1 protein-coding gene is annotated in these 1,830 nt (G+C 65.1%); it reads left to right on the top strand.

The features are described from left to right. The coding region (locus tag J8I33_RS34695) for an FAD-binding oxidoreductase (protein ID WP_245172633.1) at positions 1-1,830 on the top strand (1,830 nt) is incomplete at both ends.

Raw genomic sequence — 1,830 nt, 5'->3', positions numbered from 1 at the left:
GTGTTCGTCGCGCTGCACATGCATGCGGGCGACGGCAACGTCCACACCAACATCCCGGTCAACTCCGACAACTACGAGATGCTGCAGGACGCGCACGCGTCGGTGGCCCGCATCATGACGCTGGCGCGTTCGCTCGACGGCGTGATCTCCGGCGAACACGGGATCGGCATCACGAAGCTCGAGTTCCTGACCGACGACGAGATCGCCGAATTCCGCGCGTACAAGCAGCGCGTCGACCCGAACGGCCGTTTCAACAAGGGCAAGCTGCTCGACGGCGCCGATCTGCGCAACGCGTACACGCCCAGCTTCGGGCTGATGGGCTACGAGTCGCTGATCATGCAGCAGTCCGACATCGGCGCGATCGCCGATTCGGTGAAGGACTGCCTGCGCTGCGGCAAGTGCAAGCCGGTGTGCGCGACCCACGTGCCGCGCGCGAACCTGCTGTACAGCCCGCGCAACAAGATCCTCGCGACGTCGCTGCTGGTCGAGGCGTTCCTGTACGAGGAGCAGACGCGCCGCGGCGTGTCGATCAAGCACTGGGACGAGTTCAACGACGTGGCCGACCACTGCACGGTGTGCCACAAGTGCGCGACGCCGTGCCCGGTGAAGATCGACTTCGGCGACGTGACGATGAACATGCGCAACCTGTTGCGCAAGATGGGCAAGAAGAAGTTCAACGCGGGCAACGCGGCGGGGATGTTCTTCCTGAACGCGACCAATCCGCAGACGATCAACCTCGCGCGCGGCGTGATGATGGGGGTGGGCTACAAGGTGCAGCGCTTCGCGAACGACATGCTGAAGAAGGTCGTGACGAAGCAGACGCAGCACCCGCCGGCGACGACCGGCAAGCCGCCGGCGGTCGAGCAGGTGATCCACTTCGTGAACAAGAAGATGCCGGGCAACCTGCCGAAGAAGACGGCGCGGGCGCTGCTGGACATCGAGGACAACAAGATCGTGCCGATCATCCGCAACCCGAAGTCGACGACCGTCGATTCGGAAGCGGTGTTCTACTTCCCGGGCTGCGGCTCCGAACGGCTGTTCTCGCAGGTGGGGCTGGCCACGCAGGCGATGCTGTGGGAAGCGGGCGTGCAGACGGTGCTGCCGCCGGGCTACCTGTGCTGCGGCTATCCGCAGCGCGGCTCGGGGCAGTACGACAAGGCCGAGAAGATCGTCACGGACAACCGCGTGCTGTTCCACCGGGTCGCGAACACGCTGAACTATCTGGACATCAAGACGGTGGTGGTGTCGTGCGGCACGTGCTACGACCAACTGGCGGGGTATGAATTCGACAAAATCTTCCCGGGGTGCCGGATCATCGACATCCACGAGTTCCTGCTCGAGAAGGGGATGAAGCTCGACGGGGTGACGGGCACGCGCTACATGTATCACGACCCGTGCCATACGCCGATCAAGACGATCGACCCGGTGAAGCTCGTCAACGAGCTGATGGGCGCGGAGAAGGACGGCTACAGGATCGAGAAGAACGATCGCTGCTGCGGGGAGTCGGGCACGCTGGCGGTCACGCGGCCGGACGTGTCGACGCAGGTGCGCTTCCGCAAGGAAGAGGAGATCCGCAAGGGCGCGGCGAAGCTGCGTGCGATTCCGGTGGTGGCGGGCGATGCGCCGGCGCCGGCCGCCGCGGGCGCGAACGGCCCGGACGTGAAGATCCTGACGAGCTGCCCGTCGTGCCTGCAGGGGCTGTCGCGCTACAACGAGGACGCGAACCTCGAGGCCGACTACATCGTGGTGGAAATCGCGCGCCAGGTGCTCGGCGAGAACTGGATGGCCGATTATGTCGCACGGGCCAACCATGGCGGGATCGAGCGCGTG

Origin of the sequence: Burkholderia sp. AcTa6-5, from assembly GCF_017815075.1 — a bacterium.
Classification (GTDB): Bacteria; Pseudomonadota; Gammaproteobacteria; order Burkholderiales; family Burkholderiaceae; genus Burkholderia; species Burkholderia sola.
Note: the sequence above shows the minus strand (reverse complement) of the source record. Positions and strands in the feature narration are given on the sequence as shown.